This is a genomic window from Roseovarius sp. JB2-10, assembly GCF_055693585.1.
In genome coordinates this window covers 2,819,591-2,836,372 of the sequence record NZ_CM146337.1, presented here as the reverse complement: position 1 = coordinate 2,836,372, position 16,782 = coordinate 2,819,591, and the positions used below count along the sequence as shown (strand labels likewise).

The window sequence follows — 16,782 nt, the reverse complement described above, 5'->3', positions numbered from 1 at the left end:
ACGATACCTTTGGAAAATGACCGCACAAGACATAATCAATCACCTTCAGCTCCTGCCGCACCCCGAGGGCGGGCATTACCGCGAAACATGGGTGGCTGAGGGGCCGGGGCGCCCGCCAGGCACCTGCATCTATTTCCTGTTGCAAGGCGGGGAAAACAATCGCTGGCACCGGGTGGATACGGCTGAAATCTGGCATTTCTATTCCGGCGATCCGCTTGAATTGTTTACCGCTGCAACGGATCAGGGACCGGCCAGCAAACACGTCCTCGGCCCGGATTTGTTGCAGGGGCAACATCCGCAGGTGATCATCCCGCCCGGGCATTGGCAACGCGCCCGTTGCACCGGGGATTACACCCTTGTGGGCTGCACCGTGTCACCTGGTTTCCAGTTTGAACACTTTGAAATCGCCCAAGATGGGTTTGATATTCCCGTTTGATTTCAGATCGGTAGAAAATAGTTTAAAATTCCTGAAACTAATCCTGCCTTTCCCGCGTGACTGTCATCACACAGCCCGACAACCGGGCGCGACAATCAGAGGAAAGACATATGAAACGTACACAACAGATCCTGCTCACAACTGCCCTGACCGCTCTGGCCGGAGCCGCATTGGCCGCAAACCCCGATGTCGGTGGCGCGCCGATGTACGAAGAAAAAACCATCGTTGAGAACGCCGTGAATTCGGCGAACCACACCACGCTGGTGGCTGCCGTGAAGGCCGCGGATTTGGTGGATACGCTGAATTCAGACGGACCGTTTACCGTGTTTGCACCCGTGAACGATGCCTTTGCTGCCCTGCCCGCGGGCACTGTCGAAACGTTGCTCAAGCCCGAAAATAAGGCGATGCTGCAAAAGGTCCTGACCGCGCACGTGGTTGCGGGTGATTGGTCTGCCGCACAAATCGCCGAAGCCGCGCGCAAAAGCAGCGATGGCTTTTATCATTTCAACGCCGTGTCGGGCGATGCCCTTTCGGCGCAGGTCAAAGGCGGCAATGTCTATATTTATGACGAGTCCGGCAACGCTTCCAAGGTCACCATCGCCGATGTCGACCAGTCCAATGGCGTGATCCACGTCGTCAATTCGGTGCTCGTGCCCAAGTAACCACTCACGTAACAGCGCCATTCCGGGACGTACCCCCGTGCGTTCCCGGAACGGGTGGGCGATATGGCCAAGGGGGTATGAGTTGCCGTGTTCAGATTTCCGGGTCGCCCACCCTGTCCGCGCAAGATCGGCGCGGACGCAAGGCGGCTCAGCCCTGTAAATCTTGTACGAATGTAACGAGTTGCCGGGTTGAGCCGTCCTTGTCGGTCCCTGCCGCTGCACCGCGCAGCACAGGCTCCAATTCAACCGCCAGGACTTTGCCCAATTCCACACCCCATTGATCGAAGGAATTCAGGCCCAGGATCACCCCTTCGACAAAAACGCGATGTTCGTAGAGCGCGATGATCTGGCCGAGCCGTCGTGGGCTGAGCTGATCGTAGATCAATGTCGTCGACGGGCGGTTTCCCGGAAAGACGCGATGTGCCGCCTGCCGCTCCAGCTCTGCCCCGGCCAAGCCTTTTTCCGCCATCATCTGCCGGGCCGTTTCCAGCGACCTGCCACGCATCAACGCTTCGGATTGCGCCAGACAATTGGCCACCAACAAGCGATGATGATGCGCCAGAGCGGGCTCGTGCCCGCGCGCCGCAACCATGAATTCGCAGGGAACGACGTCTGTGCCTTGATGGATCAACTGGTAAAACGCGTGTTGACCGTTGGTGCCCGGCTCGCCCCAGACCACGGGACCGGAGGGTCCGTCGATCGGTGTGCCATCCATGGTGACACGCTTGCCATTCGATTCCATTTCAAGCTGCTGAAAATACGCCGGCAGGCGCGACAGCCGTTGATCATAGGGTAAAACAGCACGGGTCGCATGACAGCAGACCTGATGATGCCACATGCCTACCAAGGCCAGCATCACCGGCATGTTCCGCTCCAGCGGTGCCTCGCGGAAATGGGTATCCATTGCTTCGGCCCCGGCCAAAAAGGCGCGGAAATTCTCGGCACCCATGGCCAGCATCAAAGGCAAGCCAATGGGCCCCCACATCGAATACCGGCCACCTACCCAATCCTCGAACCCGAAAACCCGTTCCGGCGCGATGCCGAAGTCGGCGGTTTTATCCAGTGCTGTCGACACGGCCACAAACTGATCTGCGGGGGTTGCGACGGATTTTGCCATCCAATCCCGCGCGGTTTGGGCATTGATGATGGTTTCGATTGTCGTGAAGGTTTTGGACGCCACGATCACCAAAGTGGTGGTCGGATTGAGCCCCTTGAGCGTGTCGGTGATGTCTGCGCCATCCACATTGGAAACGAAATGGCACCGTGGCCCGTCATGGTACGGCGCCATGGCCAATGTGCCCATTTCAGGGCCCAGATGCGAACCGCCAATGCCAATATTCACCACATCCGTGATTGCGCCCCCCGCGCCCTTGAACGTGCCACGCCGCACGTCTTCGACAAAGGCCTCAATCCGCGCCAGTGCCTGCCGCACACCTGGAATGACATCCGTACCATCGACCATGACAGCATCGCCTGAGAGGTTTCGCAGCGCCGTATGCAGGACCTCGCGCCCCTCGGTCTGATTGATCACCTTGCCGCTGAACATCGCCGCGCGGGCTTCGGCCACCCCACGGGACCGGGCCAGATCGGTCAGCGCGCTGCGGGCGGGTGCGGTCAGGTACGTTTTGGAATAGTCAAACAACATCCCGTCAAACCGCACGGAAAAATCTTCGGGCCGGTTCTGATCGTCAAAGAGCGCCAGCATATCGCCCTGTTGCGCCCGGTCGGCCAACCCTTTCAACTCATCCCACATCGTCAAATCCTATTCTGCCCAATGCACATTGGTTCCGGCCAAAATCGCTGCAACGGGCGCATCGGTCGGGGCCATCGTGCGGGCGCGTTCCAATGCGTCTCGCTTATCTGCGCCCGTGATCACCATATGTTTGGTGATGGCCGTGTTGAGCGCCCGCGCCGACAGGCTGACACGGGGCTCAGGTGCGCCGCCACCCCGCATCGGCACCACCGCAGGTGCGTCGCGTTCAAGCGCCGTGCCAAGCCCATCTGCGCCCGGAAACAGCGAGGCCGTGTGCATATCCGCCCCCATCCCCAGAAGCAGCACCGATATCGGCAAATGCGGCTCAATCCCGGCGTTGATATCCTCCAATGCGTCTTCCGGCGTGTCCGTGGCGGCATAGAGCGGCAGGTAATTGGCCCCGGCCGCCCGTCCGGTCAAAAGGCGCTCACGGATCAGGCGCGTGTTGGATCGGTCATGGTCTTCCGAGACCCATCGTTCATCGCTCAAGAGCACATCGACACGGGCCCAATCGATATCGACATCGCACAGCCCGTCAAAAATCGGGCCGGGAGTTGTGCCGCCGGGCACCACGAACAACGCGCGTTCTTCATGTTCCAGCGTGGCGCGTAGTTCACCGGCCAGCAGGTTGGCCAGATTGATCGCCATCATCTCGCGGTCTGCATATTCGGTGAGTGTCATGCCTTGATCTCACGCCAGCGTCGGCCATCCCGGTGCATTAGCATCAGACCGTCATCCGGACCGGATCCACCGGTTGAATAGGCAATGGGCAAATCCCGGCTGTCCTTCCACGCCTCAATGATCGGATCGGTCCAGGCCCAGGCGGCCTCGACCTCATCGCCTCGCATAAAGAGGGTCTGATTGCCGCGGATCACGTCCATGATCAACCGCTCATAGGCATCCGGAAAATCGGCGTCATCCGGCCCCAGAACTTCGGCGAATGTCATGTCGAGCGGTACATCCACCAGACGCATGCCGCCCGGACCCGGCTCCTTGATGGTCACGCCCAGTTCAATGCCTTCATTGGGTTGCAGTTTGATGGTCAGGATATTGCGATGCCCGCCCGCATCCTCGTCAAAGATCGAATGCGGCGTGTCCTTGAACACAACCGCGATCTCACTGGCGCGTTCTTTCAGCCGTTTGCCCGTGCGCAGGTAAAACGGTGTGCCGGCCCACCGCCAATTGCTGACATGCGCCTTGAGGGCCACAAATGTCTCGGTCGTGCTGTCACGGTTTTCCACCTGATTGCGATAGCCGGGTCGCTTGCCATTGCCCTCATACTGGCCGCGCACGATGTTTTCCGCCTTGACCGGATCCAGCGCACGAATGACCTTCAGCTTTTCGTCGCGGACCGCATGGGGGTCAAACTTGGCGGGCGGCTCCATCGCAATCAAGCACAAAAGCTGCATCAGGTGGTTTTGCACCATGTCACGCATGGCACCGGACCGGTCGTAATAGCCACCACGCGTGCCCACACCGACCTCCTCGGCGACGGTAATCTGGATATGGTCAACATATTGGCTGTTCCAGAGCGGCTCAAAGAGCATGTTGCCAAAGCGCACGGCCATCAGGTTTTGTACGGTTTCCTTGCCCAGATAATGGTCAATCCGGTAAATCTGCGTCTCATCGAAATGCAGCGCCAGCACCCGGTTCAGCTCCTGTGCGGATTTTAGATCACGACCAAAAGGTTTTTCGACCACGATGCGGGCATCGGCATCGGCCAGCCCGTACTTGTGCAGCCGCTCGGCCAGATCGCCAAAGAGGCTTGGACCGACGGAAAAGTAATAGGCATGAATGCGGTCGGATTTGACCAGTTTGGCAAGCGCCTTCCAGCCGGTCGTACCCTTGGCGTCTAGCGTGACGTAATGCAGCATGGCCAGAAAATCATCCAGCCGCCCCACGTCGCAATCCTCTTTTTCCGAAAACTCGGCAATCGCGTCGGAGACAAACGATTGGTAGGCCTTGAGGTCCATGTCCGTGCGCGACGCGCCGATGACACGCGAATCGTTTCCGATCTGTCCCGCACAAAACCGACGGAACAGCGCAGGCAAAATCTTGCGGCGCGCCAGATCACCCGTGCCGCCGATGATGACCAGATCCGCCGGTTCAACCGGAATTGTGCGCGATACCATGACAAAACCCTTGCCGCTGCATGTGTTCTTTTGGGGCAAACGGCGCCGACTGGGCCACCCCGCTTTTACCGCCGGTGATCCCGCGGTGCATCGTGGCGCAACACTACCACGCTGATTGCCGTTCACAATGGTGTCAGCACCCGTGCAACTTCTTCCCTTGCCCAATAAGTTGCTATAGGCGAAAAAAGGGCGAAAAATTCGGGTAGTAGAATGAAAGACACAGTCACAGGTCTGGCCAATGCGGGCAAATTTCAGGACCCGCAAACCACGGCCGATGGACAGGCGCGCGCCAGCGTGGCCCTGACGCATCCCGAAACTTTGTGGTTCAACACGGGCACGCTGTGCAACATTGAATGTCTGAATTGCTATATCGCCAGTTCGCCCACAAATGACGCGTTGGTGTACATCACTGCAGACGAAGTGCGCACCTTTCTCGACCAGATCGAAGAGCGCAAATGGCCCATTCGTGAAATCGCCTTTACCGGCGGCGAGCCATATATGAACCCCGAAATGAACGCGATGACACGCGCCGCACTTGAGCGCGGGTATGACGTTCTGATCCTGACCAACGCGATGCGCCCGATGATGCGCAAATCCGTGCGTGCCGGCCTTTTGGAGCTGGCGCAGGAATTCGGTGACAAGCTGACATTGCGCATTTCCGTTGATCACTGGTCGGAAGAGTTCCACGACAAGGAACGCGGCAAGGGCGCCTTTGCCCGGACGCTCGAAGGCATGGAATGGCTGCGCGACAACGGCATCCGCATGGCCGTGGCAGGCCGCACCATGTGGGGCGAAAGTGACGCGCAATCGCGCGAGGGCTACCGCGCGTTTTACGAAAAACACAGGTTTGACATTGACGCGGCGAACCCGGGCGTGACCGTGCTCTTCCCGGAAATGGATGAGGCTGTTGAGGTCCCTGAAATCACTACCGGATGCTGGGACATCCTGGGCAAATCACCCGATGCGATCATGTGCGCGTCGTCGCGCATGGTGGTCAAACGCAAGGGTGCGGAAAAACCTGCGGTTCTGGCCTGCACATTGCTGCCTTACGCGCCTGAGTTCGAACTGGGCGAAACCCTGGCCGAGGCAGAGCGCGACGTGGCACTGAACCATCCGCATTGCGCCAAATTCTGCGTCTTGGGCGGGGCCAGCTGCTCCGCCTGAAGGAGCGTGCCGCGGCAGCGGTGAGATGCAAGCCGGCAAACCTCCTGAGATGCTTGATCAAAGACCGTTGAGGCTTTTTTCGATGTCGGTCCAGTCCTTGGCTGGCACAACTTCGCAAGCGGCATCGATATCCTTGGTCCATGCAAAAAGGGCCAGAAACGGTGTGTCGTAGACACGTGTAGCATGGGTGACGTTCGGCGCATTGTAGATGACGCTACTCGCCGCGTGATCGTGCCAAGGGCCGCGCTCAAAACGCCACCCGCTTGGCCCGGTCAGGGGGATGTAGACCTCCGGCGCAAGATGGCGATGGTCGCGGTATAGTGTGCGCGGTGCGAGCAGGAAAAACCCAAGCAGAAGATCTTCCGACGGCACCACGCTGTCTTTTGGCCCCATCAACAGGGTATGCATGTTACCGATCTTGTACCCGTCACCGACATCCGCATTCGCCGCGTAATACGTTCCATCATCGACACGCCAGCGCAGATCGTCCTTGGAGGCCTCGAGCGCTGATTTCAGGCGACCAAATGGAGCATCCGGTATATTGGAAATTGCCAGATCGAGCAGGTCTGAATGTCCGGGAACGTGCCCAACGCCGCGTAGCGGTTGGTTTTCGGCGGGCACAGCCGCACATATCCGTTTGAGCGCACCTTCCATACGCGGATCATTACCGCAGAGCGCTCGCAGCACCTGAGCCGTCTCGGTGAATAGGTGATGAACCGGTGACATCGGCGCGCCTCTAGGAGCGTTTGCCGGGCCGTCGGGGCTGCGGCCGCGTTGGAATTTCCTTGAGCAATCCACCAACCCCCATGCGCGCGATATCCCTGTGCGTTACGGGTATGCCGCACGCCACCCGCGACAGCACCCAATCTGCGCCGTGTAGAACCGGGGAACGCGCGCTGCCCGGCAGGCCAATGACGGGCTTGCCCGCCAATTCGCCCAAGAAGAGCAGATTGCCGGGGTCGACCGGCATGCCAAACCGCTCCAACCTGCCCCCGGCCTGCCGAAGTGCTGCGGGCCCTGTGTCTTCCGGGTCCGATGTGGCCGACCCGGTGAGGATCAGGATGATATCGCCGGTGGCGGCGCGTAACTGCTCGGCCAATGCGTTTTCGTCATGGACAGAACTCAGCTTTTGCGCCAGCGTGATCCCCAGTCCCCGCAATCGGGTTTCAATCGCATCGACGCCCTTTTGGCCCGGCCCCCCAGGGATTTCGCTGACAATCAGGCTGGCAGTTTTGTGCAGGGGCTGCGCCAGCGTGATGGCCCCGCGGGCCGCTTCACAGGCCGCACGCACGGCGGTCTTGGGCACACCGTATGCGATGATCTTGACCGTCGCGGCCATGCCCCCGGCGTGAATTTGGTGAAACGGCGCGACAGTCGCCACCGTGATGGCCGGATCCACCGCATTTGCCGCGTGGATGGCCTCCACATCCAGCACAACAACACCCGGTGCGTCAGCGATCAGGTTGACCCGTCCGGTGAAGGCTTCGCTGAGATGCAGGCCTTGCGCCTCGGCGACCAGATCCGAAGCCAGTGCACGCGCGGCCTCGTTTTCGTGCAGATCCGTTGCATCCAGTCGGGCGACAACCACATTGTCATGACCGGCCTGCGCCAAAGCCTCCAGATGTGTCGCATCCAACCGAACGCCTTTGCGCAAACGGCCATCCGGCAAGCGGATCGAATGCGCCAAAATGGCCCCTTCGGCCTCGCGCACGGGCACAGGGCCAAATTTCACGCGCCTTGCCTCAGAACTTGTGTCATCTGCGCCAGGATCGATACGGCAATCTCGGAGGGACCTGCCGCGCCGATGTTGAGACCAATCGGGCCGTGAATGCGCTCTATCTGAGTGGCGTCAAACCCCTTTGCGGTCAGTCTTTCGATCCGCTTGGCATGGGTGCGCGTCGATCCCAAAGCGCCGATGTAAAAAACATCCGAGGCCAGGGCGCGCTCGAGCGCCGGGTCGTCCAGTTTGGGATCATGGGTCAGCAGCACCAATGCCGTGCGCGTGTCCAGACCCACCTGATCCACCCCTTCATCCGGCCAGTCATGCAGGATCCTTTCGCCGGGAAACCGGGCGTCGCTGGCGAAGCTTTCACGCGGATCAATCAGGACGGGATCATATCCCGCGATGCGCGCCATGGGCATCAACGCCTGCGCAATATGAACGGCGCCCACCACGACCAGCCGCACAGGCGGGTTATGGATGGCAATGAACGTTTCACCGTCTTCCTCAAAGCCCGAGCGGTCCATGCGGAACCTTTGCGCAAAACCCGTGCGCAAAAGGTGTTGTCCCTTTGGCCCTGTGGAATAGGCCACAGGCTCCCGAGCAGCACGCGCAGCGCACAAATCTGCCAGAACATCTTCCGGCATCACTGATCCGATGGGTTCCACCAGCACCCGGATTGTCCCGCCACAGGCCAGGCCCACGGCAAATGCATCATCATCACTGACGCCGTATTCAAGGGTGATCCGGTCGCCCGTGTCGATGGCATCCAGAGTTTCGGCCACAACCGCGCCTTCAACGCACCCGCCGGAAACCGATCCAGCCATTTCTCCAGCACCGGAAATGGCCAACTGGCTTCCTGTCCGACGCGGGGCGCTGCCCCATGTCTCGACCACGGTGGCCAGTGCCGCACCTTTACCGGCGCGGTGCCAAGCCAATGCCTGTTCGGGAATGTCGTCAAATCGGTCCATGTCTCATCCACCCCAGATCACGCCACAGCCTGAGCCAATCGCGCGGCAAGTTCAATGCGTCACCTCTAATCCATCTGGAAAATCTTGCGCGGTCGCGCGCCTTTGGATCACCCGACCGCTCACAAAGCGGCCAGCAATCGGGCTTTTTCGCCGGCATCGCCCGGGTCCGAGATGGCCAGCGCCAGCTCTTCCAGCGTGGCAATTGAATGGCCGGCGCGAAACGCATCGACATGGGGCAGCATGGCGGCAATCCCCCGGGCTTTGGGCGCGAACCCCTCCCATCGCAGGAGCGGGTTCAGCCAGATCAGGCGGCGCGAGGATAGCTGCAGCCGTTGCATCTCGCGCGCCAGATCATCGCCTCCCCCCGGTCCAGACCGTCCGTGATCAGAAGCACTACCGCCCCCTGCCCGGTCACCCGCCGCGACCAGTCGCGATTGAACGCATGCAGGCAATCGCCGATCCGTGTGCCGCCTTCCCAATCCTGCGCATGGCTGCCCGCGGCGGCCAGCGCCTGATCCACGTCGCGCGTGGCCAGATGGCGGGTAATGTTGGTCAGACGGGTGCCAAAGGTAAAGGCATGCACCTTGGCCCACCCCTGCCCCTTGGTATTGGCGACCGCGTGCAGAAAGTGCAGCACCATGCGGCTATATTGGCTCATCGAGCCTGAGATATCACATAGAACCACGAGGTTCGGCCACCGTGGACGCGGTTTTTTCAGGGCGATACGCCGCATCTCACCGCCCCGGCGCATGGCCTGACGTAGGGTGCGGCGCGCGTCCACCTGTCCCCCTGTGTGACTGATCATGGCCCGTCGCGAGGCGAGCGGTTTTACCGGCAGGCTCAACCGCGCCAGCATACGCTTTGCCTCGGCCATCTCCGCTGTGCTCATTTGTTCGAAATCGAGGGTGCGCAGGCGTTCTTCGCCCGACATCGTGGCACTTGCATCGATCTCAATCACCGTTTCTTCGCCGGGGCTGTCGGCAAATTCGGGCAAATCACCCTGAGCCCCGTCCAACAGCGCCTCAGCCGCGCGTTTTTCGGCCGATTGCGCGGTCCGGTCCTCCTGTACACCCCGGATGGCGGGCAGCATCATCGCCATCATATGCTCCATGTACCGCGGATCGCGCCAGTAGAGGCGAAACACCTGCGCAAAGACCGCGCGATGCTCGGGGCGATTCACAAAACAGGCGTGCAGTGTCCAGAAAAAGTCGCGCTTGTCGGTAAACCCGGCGGCTTCGACGGCGCGAATGGCATCAATCACCCGGCCCGGCCCAATCGGCATGCCTGCGTTCCGCAAGGCGCGTGCAAAATAGGTGATGTTATGCGTGAGCCGCGGGTTTTCCGGCAGGTCAAACGGCGCGTATTCAGGCATGGCCGTATTCCTTCAGGACGGCGGCCACATTCGCGGCGTGAACTTCGGCATAAGGGGCGAACCACACCAGCGTGCCTGCAATGAATTCTGATGCCAGAATATCTTCGATCTTGTCTGTCGCGCGCTCCGGATGGGCGTCCAGCGCCATCAGCCATCGGATGTAGCGCTGCATTGCTGGGATCACCTCTGGGCCGAACCCGCCCCTTTTGAGCACCTCAATCGCACCGTGATCCGGGAGGATGTGGCGTGGGCCAAGTGCTGCCAAGCGATCCAGTTCCACCAGATGCAGACCCAGATCCTGCGGCTCTGATACATAGGTCAGTGGATCTTCAATCGTGTCACCGGCCAGCATGATACCGGTCTCCGGCAGCCAGAGTACCGTAGCGTCATCACTGTGAATATTGGCTTCGACCAAGACAACACGGCGGGTGCCAAATGTGATGTCCATCTGTCCAGAAAACGTTTGCGTGGGCAGGATCAGCGGGTTGATCGCAGGCGGGCCATGATAAGCCCCGCTTTCGATCACCTCCTTGCGCTCGGTCAGATGTGCTGCGGTCTTGTCATTGGCGATGACCGGTACATTCCCAAAGGCCGCCGTACCCGCCACGTGATCAAGATGCCAATGGCTGTAGATCACGGTAAAATTTCGGACCCCCTGCGCTTCAAGATGCGCTCGGATCGCAGCGCCGTGCCGGGGCGACACATGGGTGTCGTAGACCAGTGCCGCGTCGCCTTCGACCAACGCATAGGTCGCGGTGCCCAATGCCATCGCGCCGGGATCAACCCAGTTTTCCTCGGCCATGAACCGATGTCCGGGCACGCGACCGTCATAGTAGGCAAATAGCCCCGGATGCGGCTCAAAGATGCGCAGGTGTTGCGTTTGAGGATGGCTCACGATGCCTCTAGACCCTCGCGCGCCTCGTCCAGAATGCGCTTGGCCTCCGAGCCTTGCAGCTTGGCGATGTCATCTTGGTATTTCAGGATCGCACCCAACGTGTCGGCAATCACTTCGGGGCTTAGGGAAATCACATCCAAAGCCAACAGGCACTTGGCCCAATCAATGGTCTCCGCCACACCGGGTTTCTTGAACAAGTCCTCCGTGCGCAGGCTCTGCACGAAGGCCACCACTTCGCGGCTCAGCGTTTCGGCAGCCTCCGGCGCACGCGCTTGCAAAATCTCGATCTCGCGGTCGAACGTCGGGTAATCGACCCAATGATACAAACAGCGCCGTTTGAGTGCGTCATGCACCTCGCGTGTGCGGTTGGAGGTCACGATCACGATGGGTGGCTCGGGTGCTTCGATGGTGCCCAATTCCGGGATCGTCACCTGAAAGTCGCTGAGCGCTTCCAAGAGAAACGCTTCAAACGGTTCATCGGTACGGTCGAGCTCATCAATCAACAGGACCGGTGCACCGCCCTCCTGCGGACGCATCGCCTGCAGCAATGGTCGCTCTATCAGAAACTCATCGGTAAATAGCTCGTCCTTAAGGTGCGTGCGGTCCACGCCGCCCGATGCTTCGGCGGCGCGAATCGCTATCATCTGCTCGGCGAAATTCCACTCATAAACCGCCGATGCCGCATCCAGACCTTCGTAGCACTGCAACCGGATCAAGCGCCGTCCCAGACCTGTCGCCAACGCCTTGGCAATCTCGGTCTTGCCAACGCCCGCTTCGCCTTCCAAAAACAATGGCCGGCCCAGGCTGAGCGCCAAAAAAACCACCGTTCCCAAGGACCTGCCACAGACATAGCCCTGTGCGTCCAGCATCTCCTGTACCGCGTCGATCGAACCCGGATCACTCATATTCCGCCTCCATTTGGTGCCAGCACTGCATGGGCCTGCCCGTGCCGTCAAGATAGCCCTCAGTCGAGATATGCACAGGGCTGGCTGAATCCCCTTGGATTTTCCGGAAATAAGCCCGATGATATCGCTTTAACTTTTTGTCGCCGGGCGTTCGGCGATTCAGTGTACCGAGGACCCACTCCCATGAAGGACATCCTTGAGGGTTATGAAACCCCGCTCAAAGGCATGGCATGGCACGACTGGCTGGAAAAGCTGACCGAAATCACCGATGAGGACGGCTATACCGAACGGCTGGGCGACCGCCATGCGGCGATCTTTGTCGAAGAAAAGCCGACCCTTCTGGTCACGTTCGAAACCCATCAAGGGATCAACAAGCTGTCGGACATGGGCCATCCCATGGGCTGGGATATGGTCAAGGCGCTGAAATGGTCTCATCTGTGTCTGGTGAGCGATGGCGATACATGGTTTCGCGACGCCCGGGTCTATGGGTATATCGACCGGCTCATTGATGACGGCTTCTTTGAGGATTTCGAACAGGTCATCTTTTATGGCGCAGGGCCGTGTGGATATGCCGCCGCCGCGTTTTCCGTGGCAGCACCCGGCGCAAAGGTCCTTCTGTTGCAACCCCAGGCCACGCTGGAGCCGCGTGTCGCGGAATGGGATCACCGGTATCGCCACATGCGTCGCACGTCTTTCACCGATCGGTTCGGCTATGCCCCCGATATGCTGGAAGCCGCGCAGGAGGCGTTTCTGCTCTACGACCCTGAAATTGCGCTCGATGCAATGCACGCGGCCCTTTTCGACCGGCCCAACGTCACGCGGTTTCGGATGCGCCACATGGGCACAGGCATGGAGCAATCGCTGTTGCGGATGAATGTGCTGTTGCGGGTCATTGCGCAACTCAGCGCTGATAAGCTCACCCGTCGACGTCTGGCGCGGCTCTTTCGGGCGCGGCGCGATGACGGATCTTACCAGTTCAGTCTGCTCAAACGGCTGTCGACGCAAAACCGGCCCTATCTCGTGATGCTTCTGGCGCAGGCTGTGCTGGAAAAACGCGAAGCCGCGCCGTTTCGCAAGGCGCTGTCACGTGCCCGCAACAAGCTTGGCATTCGACCGGAGTGATCCCAGCCTTTCGACCCTGTTTTCCCGCAGATCGCATCTGGTGCGCTCCGATGGGATTGTGTAAGGCCATCACATGACCAGCAGCCTGACACTCCGCCGCCCCGATGACTGGCACCTGCACCTGCGCGATGGCGCCATGTTGCGTGCCGTTCTGCCCGAGACGACCCGCCATTTTGCCCGCGCCATCATCATGCCCAACTTGGTGCCACCCGTGGTGACCGGCGCGCAAGCCGCCGCCTATCGTGACCGCATACTGGCCGCGATGCCCGAGGGTGCGGCCTTCACTCCGCTAATGACGCTTTACCTGACCGAAGACACCGACGCCGATGACGTGGCCGCCGCCCATGCCAGCGGGCTGATCACGGCGGTCAAGCTTTACCCCGCCGGGGCCACGACGAATTCCGCCAGCGGGGTTGCCAATTTCGACAAGGTGCGCGGTGTGCTGGAGCGGATGGCCGAGATTGGCCTGCCGCTCTGCCTGCATGGCGAAGTCACCGACCCAGAGATCGACATTTTTGACCGCGAGGCCGTGTTCATCGACCGCGTGCTTGACCCCATTCGCCGCACCACGCCCGGGCTGCGCACCGTCATGGAACACATCACCACAAGCGACGGGGTGGAATATGCCAAAAGCCAGGACAATCTGGGAGCCACGATCACCACGCATCATCTGGTGATCAACCGCAATCATCTGCTGGTCGGTGGGATCAGGCCGCATTACTACTGCCTGCCCGTGGCCAAGCGCGAAGAACACCGCCTGGCCCTGCGCGCGGCGGCTACATCCGGCGACAAACGGTTCTTTCTGGGCACCGACAGCGCGCCGCATACCGATGCGCTCAAGGAAAACCCCTGTGGCTGTGCGGGGTGTTTCACCGCCACGAACACCATGTCGATCCTCGCCCATGTGTTTGAAGAAGACGGCGCGTTGGACCAGCTTGAGGCGTTCACCTCGCTCAACGGTCCGGCCTTTTATGGTCTGCCCGCCAATGAGGCGACGATTACCCTCACCAAGGGTGGCCCCGTGACCCACCCCGACAAAATTTACTCCGAAGACGGCACCGTGACCGTGTTTGACCCCGGTTTCCCGCTGCACTGGGCCGTCTCCGCATGATCCGACGCCACAACAGAGGTTCCCGCCCATGATCCCGTCCAGCTATCCATCGCCCGAGGAAATCGCCCGCCTGTCCGCGCGCATGTTGCTGGAAATTGGTGCGGTGCATTTCAACGCGGATGAGCCGTTTACTTTGGCCTCGGGCCTGCCCAGCCCGACCTATATCGATTGCCGCAAGCTGATCAGCTATCCGCGCATCCGGTCGACGCTGATGGATTTCCTGACCGTGACGGTCATGCGCAACGCAGGGTTCGAGGCGTTTGACAATATCGCGGGCGGCGAGACTGCAGGTATCCCCTTTGCCGCGCTGGTGGCTGAACGCATGGCCCTGCCCATGACCTATGTGCGCAAGAAACCCAAGGGTTATGGCCGCAATGCCCGCATTGAAGGCGCGATGAGCGAGGGTGAACGGGTGCTTCTGGTTGAGGACCTGACCACCGATGGCGGCTCAAAGCTCAGCTTCGTGGATGCGATCCGCGAAACCGGCGCGGCATGCGGGCACACGGCGGTGATCTTCTACTACGGTATATTCCCCGAAACCGAGAAAACCCTGGGCGATCACGGCGTCGCGCTACATCATCTCTGCACCTGGTGGGACGTGCTGGCCGAGGCCCGCGCGCAGGGCAGCTTCACCGCCGCCACGCTGGATGAGGTCGAGGTCTTTCTGAACGATCCGCGTAAGTGGCAGGAAGATAACAAGAAATAAATTTGCCTGTGGAAAAGGGCAGTTTCGGCAATTCGAGATCGTCCGCGCGCTACATGATGTAGACAAAAACAGGCTCTGTGCTACACTATCTGGGTAGTTCCGGCACGCGGGTGATTTATGCACCGTTTTATCCCGGCAGATATCCACAAATCTGTCCCGATAGAGCCTGCACTTGCATTGCGCTACAACGCCATCGGGGCCGGTCAAAAGCATTCAACAATAAGAATAACGAGGGAGCAGTCGTGAACGAGATCGCTAGTTTTAATGCCACCGGTGTTGAGGTCGAAAACGCGGAGACAATGCCGCATTCGACAGAGGCGGAACAGCAGTTGCTGGGCGCGATCCTGACGAATAATGACGTCTATGATCGTGTTGCCGCCATCATCGGGCCGCAGCATTTCTACGATCCCGTTCACGCCCGTATCTACGAAGTGGCCTCGGCCCGGATTGCCAAGAACAACCTGGCCTCGCCGGTCACGCTCAAGGCGTTTCTCGAAGACGATGAGGGCCTCAAGGAACTAGGCGGTCCGGCCTATTTGACCCGGCTTGCGGGTTCTGCCATCAGCTCCTTCGCGGTGCGTGACTACGCGCAGATGATCTATGACATGGCGATCCGTCGTGAGTTGATCAGCCTTGGCCATGAAATTGCGGGCAAGGCCGCGCGGCTCGATGTCGACAGCGAGCCTAAAGATCAGATCGTAGAGGCCGAACAGCAGCTTTACACTTTGGCCGAACAGGGCCAATCCGACAGCGGGTTCCAGTCCTTCCTCAAGGCGGTCACCGATGCGGTCAACGTCGCCAATGCCGCCTATATGCGCGAAGGCGGGCTGGCCGGGATTGCGACAGACCTGATCGACATGGATAAGATGCTGGGGGGATTGCACAAATCCGACCTTCTGATCCTGGCCGGACGGCCATCGATGGGGAAAACCTCGCTCGCCACCAACATCGCCTTCAACGTGGCCAAGGCCTATAAGCGCGGCACCCATCCCGATGGCACCGAGGGCGCTGTGGATGGCGGCGTGGTCGGCTTTTTCTCCCTCGAAATGAGTGCCGAACAGCTGGCGGGCCGTATTCTGGCCGAAGCGTCTGAAATTTCATCCCACAAGATCCGGCAGGGTGACATGGATGAGGGTGAGTTTCGCCGCTTCGTCGATGCCGCCAAGGAGCTTGAGGCCTGCCCCCTTTTCATTGATGACACGGCCGCCATCCCGATCTCACAATTGGCCGCCCGGGCGCGTCGTCTGAAGCGAACGCATGGGCTTGATCTGCTAATCGTGGACTACCTGCAGCTGGTGCGTGGCACCTCCGACAACCGCGTGCAGGAAATCGGTGAGATCTCGATGGGCCTCAAGGCCATCGCCAAGGAACTCAACATTCCTGTGATTGCCCTGTCGCAGCTCTCGCGTCAGGTCGAAAGCCGCGATGACAAACGCCCGCAACTCTCAGACCTGCGCGAATCCGGTTCGATCGAACAGGATGCGGATGTGGTCATGTTTGTCTTCCGCGAAGAGTATTACGTGGAGCGCGAAAAACCTTCTGAGGAAAAACTGGAAGAGACCGCCGAATGGCAGGAACGCATGTCGCGCCTGCATGGCAAAGCCGAGGTTATCATCGGCAAACAGCGCCACGGCCCCATCGGCACGGTAGAGCTGAGTTTCGAGGCGCAGTTCACGCGGTTCGGCAATCTGGTCAAACCTTGGCAGCAGCTCGGGTCAGACCAGGAGTTCTAAATCAATTTCTAAACAAATTACTATTCTGACCGGTTAAACCCCGCCAAAGTCCTTATTTCGCTGCATATCCCGCCGGAGCGGCACCAGCGATTTTAACGAT

The 16,782-nt window shown here is 60.0% G+C and carries 15 protein-coding genes and 1 pseudogene; 7 read left to right on the top strand and 9 right to left on the bottom strand.

Annotated elements, in window-relative coordinates:
* The first annotated feature begins 16 nt into the window (after positions 1 to 16).
* Positions 17 to 436 (top strand): cupin domain-containing protein, encoded by a 420-nt coding sequence (locus ACZ1HJ_RS14240; protein ID WP_472719315.1) that lies wholly within the window; start codon positions 17 to 19, stop codon positions 434 to 436.
* Between the two features lie 110 nt (positions 437 to 546).
* The gene (locus tag ACZ1HJ_RS14235; RefSeq protein WP_472719314.1) at positions 547 to 1,098 is read left to right on the top strand and encodes a fasciclin domain-containing protein; all 552 of its coding nucleotides are present in this window, start codon (positions 547 to 549) and stop codon (positions 1,096 to 1,098) included.
* A 148-nt stretch (positions 1,099 to 1,246) separates the two neighbouring features.
* On the opposite strand, the gene pgi is transcribed toward ACZ1HJ_RS14235, so the two are convergent.
* Genes pgi through zwf form a run of 3 tightly spaced genes read right to left on the bottom strand, consistent with a single transcriptional unit; the run spans position 1,247 to position 4,983 of the window.
* Positions 1,247 to 2,851 (bottom strand): glucose-6-phosphate isomerase, encoded by a 1,605-nt coding sequence (gene pgi / locus ACZ1HJ_RS14230; RefSeq protein WP_472719313.1) that lies wholly within the window; start codon positions 2,849 to 2,851, stop codon positions 1,247 to 1,249.
* A gap of 9 nt (positions 2,852 to 2,860) precedes the next feature.
* Positions 2,861 to 3,532, bottom strand: a complete 672-nt coding sequence (pgl, locus tag ACZ1HJ_RS14225) for a 6-phosphogluconolactonase (protein ID WP_472719312.1) — start codon at positions 3,530 to 3,532, stop codon at positions 2,861 to 2,863.
* On the bottom strand, positions 3,529 to 4,983 hold the full coding sequence (gene zwf / locus ACZ1HJ_RS14220; RefSeq protein ID WP_472719311.1) for a glucose-6-phosphate dehydrogenase: 1,455 nt from the start codon (positions 4,981 to 4,983) through the stop codon (positions 3,529 to 3,531). The genes pgl and zwf overlap by 4 nt, the downstream gene beginning before the upstream one ends.
* Positions 4,984 to 5,193: 210 nt before the next feature.
* Between zwf and ACZ1HJ_RS14215 the strand changes: the two genes are divergently transcribed.
* On the top strand, positions 5,194 to 6,147 hold the full coding sequence (locus ACZ1HJ_RS14215; protein WP_472719310.1) for a radical SAM protein: 954 nt from the start codon (positions 5,194 to 5,196) through the stop codon (positions 6,145 to 6,147).
* A gap of 57 nt (positions 6,148 to 6,204) precedes the next feature.
* On the opposite strand, the gene ACZ1HJ_RS14210 is transcribed toward ACZ1HJ_RS14215, so the two are convergent.
* From ACZ1HJ_RS14210 to ACZ1HJ_RS14185, 6 genes and pseudogenes are all read right to left on the bottom strand, one after another.
* The gene (locus ACZ1HJ_RS14210; RefSeq protein WP_472719309.1) at positions 6,205 to 6,873 is read right to left on the bottom strand and encodes a dimethylsulfonioproprionate lyase family protein; all 669 of its coding nucleotides are present in this window, start codon (positions 6,871 to 6,873) and stop codon (positions 6,205 to 6,207) included.
* A gap of 10 nt (positions 6,874 to 6,883) precedes the next feature.
* Positions 6,884 to 7,879 (bottom strand): molybdopterin-binding protein, encoded by a 996-nt coding sequence (locus tag ACZ1HJ_RS14205; RefSeq protein ID WP_472719308.1) that lies wholly within the window; start codon positions 7,877 to 7,879, stop codon positions 6,884 to 6,886.
* Positions 7,876 to 8,838: an XdhC family protein gene (locus ACZ1HJ_RS14200; protein ID WP_472719307.1), complete on the bottom strand. Its 963-nt coding sequence runs from the start codon at positions 8,836 to 8,838 to the stop codon at positions 7,876 to 7,878. The genes ACZ1HJ_RS14205 and ACZ1HJ_RS14200 overlap by 4 nt, the downstream gene beginning before the upstream one ends.
* 119 nt (positions 8,839 to 8,957) lie before the next feature.
* Positions 8,958 to 10,210, bottom strand: a pseudogene (locus ACZ1HJ_RS14195) (vWA domain-containing protein).
* Entirely contained in the window at positions 10,203 to 11,105 is a 903-nt protein-coding gene (locus tag ACZ1HJ_RS14190; RefSeq protein WP_472719306.1) for an MBL fold metallo-hydrolase, read from the bottom strand. Before ACZ1HJ_RS14190 ends, ACZ1HJ_RS14195 begins: the two are co-directional and overlap by 8 nt.
* The gene (locus ACZ1HJ_RS14185; RefSeq protein WP_472719305.1) at positions 11,102 to 12,010 is read right to left on the bottom strand and encodes an AAA family ATPase; all 909 of its coding nucleotides are present in this window, start codon (positions 12,008 to 12,010) and stop codon (positions 11,102 to 11,104) included. The genes ACZ1HJ_RS14190 and ACZ1HJ_RS14185 overlap by 4 nt, the downstream gene beginning before the upstream one ends.
* A gap of 183 nt (positions 12,011 to 12,193) precedes the next feature.
* On the opposite strand from ACZ1HJ_RS14185, the gene ACZ1HJ_RS14180 reads away from it, so the two are divergent.
* From ACZ1HJ_RS14180 to ACZ1HJ_RS14165, 4 genes are all read left to right on the top strand, one after another.
* Positions 12,194 to 13,132, top strand: a complete 939-nt coding sequence (locus ACZ1HJ_RS14180; protein WP_472719304.1) for a phosphoadenosine phosphosulfate reductase — start codon at positions 12,194 to 12,196, stop codon at positions 13,130 to 13,132.
* A 73-nt stretch (positions 13,133 to 13,205) separates the two neighbouring features.
* Positions 13,206 to 14,243 (top strand): dihydroorotase, encoded by a 1,038-nt coding sequence (gene pyrC / locus ACZ1HJ_RS14175; protein ID WP_472719303.1) that lies wholly within the window; start codon positions 13,206 to 13,208, stop codon positions 14,241 to 14,243.
* A 28-nt stretch (positions 14,244 to 14,271) separates the two neighbouring features.
* Positions 14,272 to 14,949 carry an orotate phosphoribosyltransferase gene (locus ACZ1HJ_RS14170; RefSeq protein WP_472719302.1) on the top strand — a complete coding sequence of 226 codons (678 nt, stop codon included), beginning with the start codon at positions 14,272 to 14,274 and terminating at the stop codon, positions 14,947 to 14,949.
* 242 nt (positions 14,950 to 15,191) lie between these two features.
* Complete coding sequence (locus ACZ1HJ_RS14165) at positions 15,192 to 16,682, top strand: replicative DNA helicase (RefSeq protein ID WP_472719301.1); 1,491 nt, start codon at positions 15,192 to 15,194, stop codon at positions 16,680 to 16,682.
* Positions 16,683 to 16,782 lie beyond the last annotated feature (100 nt).

Bases quoted from the DNA above. Each gene is read 5' to 3' on its own strand.
- zwf (WP_472719311.1), bottom strand. From the start codon at position 4,983: ATGGTATCGCGCACAATTCCGGTTGAACCGGCGGATCTGGTCATCATC.
- ACZ1HJ_RS14170 (WP_472719302.1), top strand. From the start codon at position 14,272: ATGATCCCGTCCAGCTATCCATCGCCCGAGGAAATCGCCCGCCTGTCC.
- ACZ1HJ_RS14235 (WP_472719314.1), top strand. From the start codon at position 547: ATGAAACGTACACAACAGATCCTGCTCACAACTGCCCTGACCGCTCTG.
- ACZ1HJ_RS14215 (WP_472719310.1), top strand. From the start codon at position 5,194: ATGAAAGACACAGTCACAGGTCTGGCCAATGCGGGCAAATTTCAGGAC.
- ACZ1HJ_RS14240 (WP_472719315.1), top strand. From the start codon at position 17: ATGACCGCACAAGACATAATCAATCACCTTCAGCTCCTGCCGCACCCC.
- ACZ1HJ_RS14210 (WP_472719309.1), bottom strand. From the start codon at position 6,873: ATGTCACCGGTTCATCACCTATTCACCGAGACGGCTCAGGTGCTGCGA.
- ACZ1HJ_RS14185 (WP_472719305.1), bottom strand. From the start codon at position 12,010: ATGAGTGATCCGGGTTCGATCGACGCGGTACAGGAGATGCTGGACGCA.
- pgi (WP_472719313.1), bottom strand. From the start codon at position 2,851: ATGTGGGATGAGTTGAAAGGGTTGGCCGACCGGGCGCAACAGGGCGAT.
- ACZ1HJ_RS14180 (WP_472719304.1), top strand. From the start codon at position 12,194: ATGAAGGACATCCTTGAGGGTTATGAAACCCCGCTCAAAGGCATGGCA.
- ACZ1HJ_RS14200 (WP_472719307.1), bottom strand. From the start codon at position 8,838: ATGGACCGATTTGACGACATTCCCGAACAGGCATTGGCTTGGCACCGC.
- pgl (WP_472719312.1), bottom strand. From the start codon at position 3,532: ATGACACTCACCGAATATGCAGACCGCGAGATGATGGCGATCAATCTG.
- pyrC (WP_472719303.1), top strand. From the start codon at position 13,206: ATGACCAGCAGCCTGACACTCCGCCGCCCCGATGACTGGCACCTGCAC.